7 protein-coding genes and 1 pseudogene are annotated in these 8,864 nt (G+C 44.2%); 5 read left to right on the plus strand and 3 right to left on the minus strand.

All coding sequences use genetic code 11. The annotated features are described in order from the left end of the window. The 3 genes and pseudogenes from PSE7429_RS18485 to PSE7429_RS18495 all read left to right on the plus strand — a co-directional run. A pseudogene (locus PSE7429_RS18485) lies at positions 1-272 on the plus strand (IS5/IS1182 family transposase); the annotation flags it as partial. 138 nt (positions 273-410) lie between these two features. Continuing rightward, the gene (locus PSE7429_RS18490; RefSeq protein ID WP_009628846.1) at positions 411-686 is read left to right on the plus strand and encodes a hypothetical protein; all 276 of its coding nucleotides are present in this window, start codon (positions 411-413) and stop codon (positions 684-686) included. Next, a complete protein-coding gene (locus tag PSE7429_RS18495; RefSeq protein WP_009628847.1) occupies positions 683-1,060 on the plus strand; it encodes a clan AA aspartic protease in 378 nt (125 codons plus the stop codon). Before PSE7429_RS18490 ends, PSE7429_RS18495 begins: the two co-directional genes overlap by 4 nt. Before the next feature lie 162 nt (positions 1,061-1,222). On the opposite strand, the gene PSE7429_RS18500 is transcribed toward PSE7429_RS18495, so the two are convergent. The 3 genes from PSE7429_RS18500 to PSE7429_RS18510 all read right to left on the minus strand — a co-directional run bounded on the left by PSE7429_RS18500 (position 1,223) and on the right by PSE7429_RS18510 (position 6,516). Then, positions 1,223-2,524: a dihydrolipoamide acetyltransferase family protein gene (locus tag PSE7429_RS18500; protein WP_009628849.1), complete on the minus strand. Its 1,302-nt coding sequence runs from the start codon at positions 2,522-2,524 to the stop codon at positions 1,223-1,225. Positions 2,525-2,682: 158 nt separating this feature from the next. Next, positions 2,683-4,314 carry an envelope membrane protein gene (locus tag PSE7429_RS27320; protein WP_009628850.1) on the minus strand — a complete coding sequence of 544 codons (1,632 nt, stop codon included), beginning with the start codon at positions 4,312-4,314 and terminating at the stop codon, positions 2,683-2,685. A 267-nt stretch (positions 4,315-4,581) separates the two neighbouring features. After that, complete coding sequence (locus tag PSE7429_RS18510) at positions 4,582-6,516, minus strand: ATP-binding protein (RefSeq protein ID WP_009628851.1); 1,935 nt, start codon at positions 6,514-6,516, stop codon at positions 4,582-4,584. A gap of 141 nt (positions 6,517-6,657) precedes the next feature. Between PSE7429_RS18510 and PSE7429_RS18515 the strand changes: the two genes are divergently transcribed. After that, the gene (locus PSE7429_RS18515; protein WP_071590175.1) at positions 6,658-7,788 is read left to right on the plus strand and encodes a peptidylprolyl isomerase; all 1,131 of its coding nucleotides are present in this window, start codon (positions 6,658-6,660) and stop codon (positions 7,786-7,788) included. Positions 7,789-7,855: 67 nt separating this feature from the next. After that, complete coding sequence (locus tag PSE7429_RS18520; protein WP_009628853.1) at positions 7,856-8,830, plus strand: PhoH family protein; 975 nt, start codon at positions 7,856-7,858, stop codon at positions 8,828-8,830. The last annotated feature ends 34 nt before the right edge of the window (positions 8,831-8,864 follow it).

Here is an 8,864-nt window from a genome sequence, read left to right on the forward strand (position 1 = left end):
GGCTTCATGGCAATACCAATGCTCCACCACATCCCCGTGACCAAAATCTCCGTTATATCCGTAAACATGGGCGTAAAAAATGGAAACGTGACTCAGGTTATCATCGTCGTTCTTTGGCAGAAACCACGATGTTTCGTTTCAAAAAGATCTTTGGTGGTACTTTATGTTCTCGTAAATTTGACAATCAGGCGGTTGAGTTGTTCATCAAATGTGCTGCGCTTAATCGCATGATTCAACTTGCTAAACCTGTCTCCTGTTCTGTTGTTCGTTAATTATCTATCCTAATATTCTCTATTCTTTTGTCTTCTTTTTATTCATGCAACAACGCCTTAGCGAAATGTAATCTATTCGGAGGCTTTCCCATTCGCTTATAATGCCAGATAAAGCAGCGATCAAGGAAAATTCAAATTATGGCAGTCCGTCAACCGCGCTATAGCAAAGAAGAATTTGCCCAACGAGGCGATCTGATTTATCAAACGCAAATCCTCCCAGAGGTCGAAGCAGATAATCATGGCAAAATAGTTGCGATTGATATTGAATCAGGGGTATTTGAAATTGCAAATGATACGATGACCGCTACTCGTCGTCTTAGAGAACGCTTGCCTGACTCCCAAACTTGGGTTGTCAAAATTGGCTATCGCGCTGTCCACCGTTTCGGTGCGCGGAGCTTAAAAGAAAAGCTATGATGCAAGGATACGTTAATAAGAATTGTGAAGCCACGATTCTTGTGGTCGTCCGAAACAATAACAAACTAAAATCTATCAATGCTGTCATCGATACAGGCTTTACAGGTTTCCTAAGCCTCCCAAACGAAATCATTACTGAATTGGATCTGCCATGGAGTTATCGCGATCGCGGAACATTAGGAGATGGTAGTGAGGTTTTGTTTGATATTTACGATGCAGTAGCCATTTGGGATGGTAAATCTCAGGAGATTGAAGTCAATTCAGCAGAAACAGATCCACTAATTGGAATGAGTATGCTTCGTGGATACAGACTGCAAGTAGACACAATTGAGGGTGGGTTGGTGATCATTACAGACTTATCGGGAATTTGCTAGTAGGTAGGGTGCTGTTAGCGCTAGCGTAACGCACTAATAAACAAGACTTGGATGCGTACGCTAGCGCTAACACATCCTACGGATAAGCTTACAGATCAAAAAGGAGGTCGTACTACTGGATACTACGACCTCCTTTTACCTTTTAATAAATAGCTAGAAATATTACAGAGTTAAAGATTGAGGATTGGTTTCAATCAACTTGGCTAGATCTTGCAAGAACTGAGCGGCATGAGCACCATAGATCACACGGTGATCGGCAGTGAGATTGACTTGCATTTGACTAGCAACCTTGATTGCACCATCCTTCGTTGCCACAACTTGAGGACGAGATCCACCGATCGCTAAAATTGCACCAGTTCCAGGAGGTAAAATCGCATCAAAGCGATCCACACCAAACATACCTAAGTTAGAAATGGTGAATGTACCAGAGTTATATTCATCGGGTTGCAATTGCTTCGCACGGGCGCGATCGACTAGACCTTTCCAATCGCGAGAGAGGCTATAGAGATCAGTTTGATCAGCATTTTTCAAAACAGGCGTAATCAAACCACCGTCATCCATGGCAACAGCGACAGCAACATTAATATTGCTCTTGTACTCAATCCCGCGATCGCTATAACTTGCATTGATTAAAGGATGCTTTTGGAGGGTAACGGCAACAGCCTTAGCCAATAGCGCCGTCATGGTAACGCCTTTAGTCTTAACTTGCTTATAGAGAGCATCTAGGGCATCTGTCGTAATCGTATAACCAACACGGAATAAAGGAACTGAGAGGCTCTGATTCATGTTATTGACCACAGCCTTTTGGAAAGTAGTCAAGGCTTGAGCCTTGCCAAGCTCAGGAGCCGCAACTTTAGCCACAGGTGCAGGGGCAGTTACGGGAATACTTGCAGCAGCAGCTACGGGCTGAGCCGAAGGCTGCAAGAATGCTTCGACATCGGCGGCAGTAACTCGACCATTAGGTCCCGTTCCAGCAATCTTGGCTAAATCAATACCGTTGTCCTTCGCAATTCGTTTAGCTCTGGGGGATACAATTTGTCGTCCAGATGGCGCAGGGGCAGATTTGCGTGGCGCAGAAACTACCACATCAGGAATAGAGGCAACAGAAGCCGCCGTGGGTGATGAAACCAACTTAGCTGGAGGCTCCTCGTTTTTCTGTGGTGCAGTCGAGCCATTGGAGGATGCTTGACCTGCCGCTTTTTGTTTTGCTTCAGCGATTTCTTCTTTGGTCTCCGCAACATAGGCGATCGCCGAACCAACAGGAGCAGATTCGCCCGCAGGAGTAATAATTACGCCAAGATAGCCTTCATAAAAGCTTTCGACATCCATATCAGCTTTGTCAGACTCTACAATCACGACAGTTTCGCCCTTTTTCACCTTATCTCCTGGAGACTTCACCCAAGAGGTGATTTTGCCTTCAGTCATGGTGGAGCTAAGCGCAGGCATGAAAATTTCGTAAATCATAGGGAATTTATAAATATCTAAATATTAAATATAAAGCTGTATTTGGAAATAACAAAGTCAATACTTACTTATGAAAGTTATCCCGAAAGACTGGCTTAGAGAGCAATTTCCACAAGCCATCCTAAATCTTAACGTGTTTTGGTTGAGTATAGTGCCAATTATTCATTCATTTCACGATAAATGGTTGCTGTCGCAGGGGATGCTTGGGTGAGATATTGGAAAATCCAGAATTTAAATAACCCATCGAGAAATACAGGAACTGTCGAGATAAATGATTGCGCCAAAATTTTATTTTCAGGCAGTCCGAAATGCTCGAATAAAACTGTTAATAGAGCATCCCAGCCTTCACTAGAGTGAAACCCTACAAAGGTATCCGTGGAGATAATGATCAAAAAAGCTTTGGCATTGTCATTAAGGCTATACAGAATCTCATCGAGAAATTCTTTAATGGTTGCTAGTTCTTTGCGTCCTGAAAGTAGAAAAAGATAGAACACAAAGGCAGCAGTAATATCAGATAACAAGTTCTTAATACCATTAAGACTTGCATCATTATATTTCTTGAGGATTTTAATAGATTCTTGCTGAATTAACGCCTCGATCTCTTCAGATGAGTTTTTTTCGGATTTTTGATTGTCCCTGTCTTCGGGTTTCTTCAATTCTTCTGATTTACCAGTCTCAGCTTTACCAGTCTCAGGTTTCTTTAATTCTTCTGATTTAGCAGTCTGAGGTTTACCAGTCTCAGGTTTGCCAGTCTCAGGTTTGCCAGTCTCAGCTTTAGATGCGCCAGATTTCTCTTCTGATTGTCTGAGCATAATCGATTTGATCGTGTAATCAAATTCAATTCTTTCCTTTGCCATCCGCAGCTCATTAAAAGCTTTCTCTTCGACCGCAGGGCTAAACTTGACAGTCATCTTACTGGTGTCGATGAAACTATTAATCATCGGACTAAATATCAACATTTTTGATAAAAACTGTACGGCAAGAACTGATATCACCAGCACGACGATATAGCGCAAAGCCTGATTAATCCTTTGCCGCGATTGGCGTAATTCCTCAACAATGTCTTTTTCATAATCTACGTAGGAACCGCTAAGATTGCGCTTGACTCGATCGAACGCTTTAAAAAATGATCCAGGTAAAATACTTTTCTCTACCTGTGAAACTTGCTGAGATGCCTTACGATAGTTTTTGGGCTTGTCGTTTTTAAAGAGCTGAAACTTTTCATCCCTATCTGTTTCGCCTTCTGCTAAGTCGCGATCGCGTAAATAGCTAGAGTTTCTCGCAGATTTATCGGTATTATCTACCGCAATATCAATTGTCTGATTACTGGCACTGTTATACCTTTCAAGGGTGTAGTCAATAAAGGCGAGTTTTTGATAAATAGAAAATCTACGGCTATTACCACCTAATTGATTGGCTGATAGTTGTCCGTTGCCAACAGGATCGTTACTTTGATCGTTGGGAGCATATTTAGAGATCGCGGTATTGGCAAGATTGCTGGAACTTTGCGCCTGTAAATAGGGAAGCGACGCACTCACCTTGTAAAAATTTAGCTTCCCTGTAATAGTTCTGAGATACTTCTGAAGTTGAATCTCAAACACACTAAAGACACTGCTGCCAAAACTACCGTCATTGACGATTTTGTTACCATTGAAGTTTTCTTCTTCAATACGTTTAATACTGACAGCCGCTTCAAAAGCCTCGTCAATTGCTCGCTCAGGTGTATTTTTAACCCAAGAAAAAATATTTTGCAAAGGTGAGGAGTTATTGTCTGGAGAGTTTGATTTCATGGTGGGGCAATCGCGCAGTGGCACACAGTAAAGTGTTTGAAGAAAAGCAAGACTAAATCGGAATCGAGATCGATGATTAGCCCATGCATAGTTTAAGAGGCAATAATCATAGAGGAATGTTTTTGGGGAGCGATTTTAAATCGCGATCGCTTTTCTGATACCAATTTCCAAAAGTGTGGCTACACTTTTGGAAATTGAACACCAAACCCAGTAAGGGTTTTAAAATCACAAAATGGCTACGCCATTTTGTGATTTGGTATGAGTTCCTTACAAGGGAATTTCAATCCGAAATTCGGTTCCTTCCCCAACTTTAGAGAAGCATTCCAATCTGCCTTGATGTTTCTCTACCACAATTTGATAGCTAATTGATAGCCCCAATCCTGTTCCCTTACCGACAGGCTTAGTCGTAAAAAAGGGATCGAAGAGTTTTTTCCGAATATCTTCAGGAATCCCATTGCCATTATCTATAATCCGAATCGCCACCATAGGCTGCTGATTTACCTCTGTGGGCGGGGATGACTCGGTAATAATTGAGATTTCACTAGTAATATTTTTGTCAGCATGAGCCTCATCGATCGCATCGAGGGCATTGCTTAAAATATTCATAAATACTTGATTGAGCTGCCCTGCGTAGGCATCAACCATCGGGACATCGCCATAGCGCTTAGTTAAATTAATGGCAGGACGATCGCCATAGGACTTGAAGCGGTTCTGTAAAATGAGGAGCGTACTATCTAAGCCTTCATGGACATTGAAAGGTTTGCGTCCTTCTTGATCGGTGCGTGAAAAATTGCGTAAAGACAGTACGATTTGACGAATGCGATCGGCTCCAATTTTCATGGATGTCAGCATCTTCGGCAGATCCTGCTGCAAAAACTCTAAATCAATCTCATCAAGGAATGCGGCAACCTCAGGAACGGGTTCGGGATAGTTTTTTTGATATAGAGCGATCGCCTCTAGGAGATGTCGCACAAAACGATTGGTATGGTTGAGATTGCCATAGATAAAGTTAACGGGGTTGTTAATCTCATGGGCGACCCCAGCCACCAGTTGCCCCAAACTTGACATTTTTTCCGTCTGAATGAGTTGGCTTTGGGTCTTTTGTAAATCCGCAAGGGCTTGTTCGATCAATAATGCTTGCGCTTGTGCATTGTTGGCATTGGCTTGCGCAGAATCAAATAATTCGGCTTGATCGATCGCGATCGCTAGTTGATTGGCGACAGCTTGCAATAGCTCTACTTCATCAGCACTCCAAGGACGACTGCCTTGGCAATGCGCCGCCACGATCACCCCCAATTTTTGCGATCGGGTCTTGACTGGTACGAGTAATTGCGAAGTAAACCCGCTCTCCGAGAGGATCGTCCGACTAACGTTATCTAACTCCGAGCTAGTATAAATCGATTGAATTTGCACGATCTCTTGATTGATTAAGCGCTGACCGACTCTAGTCAAACGGGATAGGGGATAGCTGACGGAGTTAGCGAGGGAGCTATGACTAACGGCATAATGCACTAGTTGAAACTCTGGGGGGTCGGTATTTGGCACATACCAAAAGAAATTACATAGATCGATTAGCAGCAGATCCTGTACTTCATTCACCGCCGTAGCAATGATCGTCTTGAGATCGAGGGAGTTGCGGATCTGGCTCGCAAGGCGACGGTTTAACATTTCCTCGCGCCTAACCAAATCCTTATAACTTTGACGGGACTGCTCCAAGGCTCTCTCGGCGCGACGGCGTTCCCACTGTTCCTTTTTGCGATCGCTAATGTCATGGGCAACAATCACAATATTTTTCACATCCCCTCGATCATCCCGCATCACACTGCCCGATGACTCCAAGATCCGCCAAGTACCATCCTTGTGCTGCATTCGGTATTCTAATTTTTTACCTACTCCTGTTTTTAACGTCTCAGCAGCAGCTTCCAGCACCTGAGCTTGGTCATCGGGATGGATTTTGTCATACGCCCATGTGCCCTTGAGCTCTGCCGATGTATAGCCGAGCACTCGATAGTAGGAAGGACTATTGTAAATGCGATAGCCCTGAGCATCGATCACCGCAATTAAGTCCGCCACATTTGCCATGATCGATCTAAACAAACGATCCTTTTGCAAGGCGGATAGGTCAGTTTCATCAAACTCACTATCGGTCTCACGCTCGGTGGTCTCACGCTCGGTGGTCTTGTCGATACTTGCGTCCGCCATAGTGAATTTTTAAAGATAGGACAGCATGAAATCAAAATAAGTTTGCCTAACTGTGCAACCAAATGCAATAGCATTTTTTAAGTGGCTAATTTAGTTTTGGGTGCAATGTTGAATCTTAATTTAAATCTTAGTTTGGATCGTATGGATCGAACCAATAAACGGGAAAATAAACAGGAAAAACTCGTTTTACATCGATCCTGGTGGTCTCATGGCATAAAATTGGCGATCGCTTGTGTCTTGGTAATATCCCTGACAATGGGAGTAGCGATCGCCCCAAGTGTCGCCGCGTTGCCCACCAAAAGCGCGATCAAGGATCCACGCATCATCTTGAGAAATGCTTTACCGATCGACAGCGAAGTATTGCGAGATGTGCAAAAAATCTTAGAACAAATGCCTCGCCAAACCAATCTAAAGCGATGGAACAGCCTTAAAAAAGATATTGAAACGATCTCGCGTACCCTAGTTCAAAATCAAGCCCAGTTAATTGCTGAAGTTAATGCCGATCGCCAAGGATTGCTAACAGAGCATTTGACCAGCTTAAGCAATTCTCTCGTCCCCCTACAGGAAGCAATTCTTGTCAAGGATCGTAACAATATTAAAGCTTTATCAGAAAAAGCTTTGGACTATGTAGGGCTAGCAGAAGCAGACTTGATCCAAGCCTTCCCCTTTGAAGTACCTGCCCAGTATGCCTCCCTGCCTCAGCTTAAGGGACGCGCCCAAGTAGAGCTATCTACCGTAAAGGGTAATGCGATCATCACCGTCGATGGCTTCAACGCCCCAGTTAATGCAGGTCAATTTATCGACCTCGTACAACAAGGTTTTTATGATGGGCTAACCTTCACCCGTGCGGACGAAAACTATTACTTACAGACAGGCGACCCCAATGGCTCTATCGATGGTTATGTCGATCCAGCTACAGGTAAGTACAGAACTGTCCCCATTGAAGTCCGCCTTCCCGATCAAAAAATCCCCACCTATGGCAAGACCTTTGAGGAACAAGGATTGTCGGGAACATTGCCCGTACTTCCTTTTGCGGCTTTTGGCACTGTAGCAATGGCTCATCCCAATGACGATGCCAATGCTGGCTCCTCACAGTTTTTTATCTACCTATTTGAATCCGAGTTGACCCCAGCAGGATTGAATTTACTAGATGGTAACTATAGCGTTTTTGGTTATGTTACCGATGGCAAGGAAACTTTAGATAAACTAAGACTAGGCGACAAAATTTTGTCCGCCCGTGTTATTAGCGGTGCTGAGAATCTTGTCAAATAATTTTCACAAACGTTTCAAATACGTTCGCGAAAATATTCCACAAAACTTACAGAGGATTATGAATTTAATGGGTACTCCCCGTATCGAACCGTATATTTTGAGCCTACCAACCCCTAGTAGTGCGATCTATCTAGCTGGGGCACGCGAAGAAAATCTCAAACTGATTGCCGAAGAAATCGGCGTACGGCTAGTATTACGGGGACAAGACCTATTAATTGATGGTACGACCGAGCAGATCGAACTCGTGGAAAAGTTGATTAGTGCCCTTAAGCCCATGTGGTCGCAGGAAAAAACGATCGCCGCCGTAGATATTCGTGCTGCACGTCAGGCAATCATCGAAGATCGTTCGGGCGAATGGCGCGATCGGGCAACCATCTCGCGCAACCGCCGTGGTGATTCCGTGCAGCCACGCACCTATCGCCAACAACAATACGTACAAGCAATGGAAACCAATGATTTAATCTTTGGTGTTGGTCCTGCGGGTACTGGTAAAACCTATCTTGCCGCCGTTGCTGCGGTAAGTGCCTTACAGAGCAACAAATTTGAGCGGATTATCCTTACTCGTCCTGCCGTCGAAGCAGGAGAGAGCCTTGGCTTCCTCCCTGGCGATCTTCAGCAAAAAATCGATCCCTATCTGCGTCCTCTCTACGATGCCATGCATGAAATGATCGGCGCGGAGAGAGTGCCGCAGTTAATGGAGCGAGGAATTATTGAGGTTGCCCCCCTTGCCTATATGCGCGGACGCACCCTTAGCAATTCCTTCATCATCGTGGATGAGGCTCAAAACACCACGGCTGCCCAAATGAAGATGGTACTCACTCGACTGGGTTTCAAATCGCGCATGGTTGTAACGGGTGATATCACACAGATCGACTTACCGCGCCATCAAAAGTCGGGCTTAATTGTAGCCATGAATATCCTCAAAGGAGTTTCAGGTGTCTCCTTTAACTTTTTTGATAAGAATGACGTGGTACGCCATCCCCTCGTCCATAACATTATTGCCGCCTATGAAGATGCGGAAAATGCCTCTTACTCTCAATAGTTCGGGATAATTTGAAACGGGCTTTGAGAAAGGG

Origin of the sequence: Pseudanabaena biceps PCC 7429 (assembly GCF_000332215.1) — a bacterium.
GTDB lineage: Bacteria > Cyanobacteriota > Cyanobacteriia > Pseudanabaenales > Pseudanabaenaceae > Pseudanabaena > Pseudanabaena biceps.

Excerpts from the sequence above, each read along its gene's own strand:
- PSE7429_RS18490 (WP_009628846.1), top strand. The coding sequence starts at position 411 with ATGGCAGTCCGTCAACCGCGCTATAGCAAAGAAGAATTTGCCCAACGA.
- PSE7429_RS18495 (WP_009628847.1), top strand. The coding sequence starts at position 683 with ATGATGCAAGGATACGTTAATAAGAATTGTGAAGCCACGATTCTTGTG.
- PSE7429_RS18500 (WP_009628849.1), bottom strand. The coding sequence starts at position 2,524 with ATGATTTACGAAATTTTCATGCCTGCGCTTAGCTCCACCATGACTGAA.
- PSE7429_RS27320 (WP_009628850.1), bottom strand. The coding sequence starts at position 4,314 with ATGAAATCAAACTCTCCAGACAATAACTCCTCACCTTTGCAAAATATT.
- PSE7429_RS18510 (WP_009628851.1), bottom strand. The coding sequence starts at position 6,516 with ATGGCGGACGCAAGTATCGACAAGACCACCGAGCGTGAGACCACCGAG.
- PSE7429_RS18515 (WP_071590175.1), top strand. The coding sequence starts at position 6,658 with ATGGATCGAACCAATAAACGGGAAAATAAACAGGAAAAACTCGTTTTA.
- PSE7429_RS18520 (WP_009628853.1), top strand. The coding sequence starts at position 7,856 with ATGGGTACTCCCCGTATCGAACCGTATATTTTGAGCCTACCAACCCCT.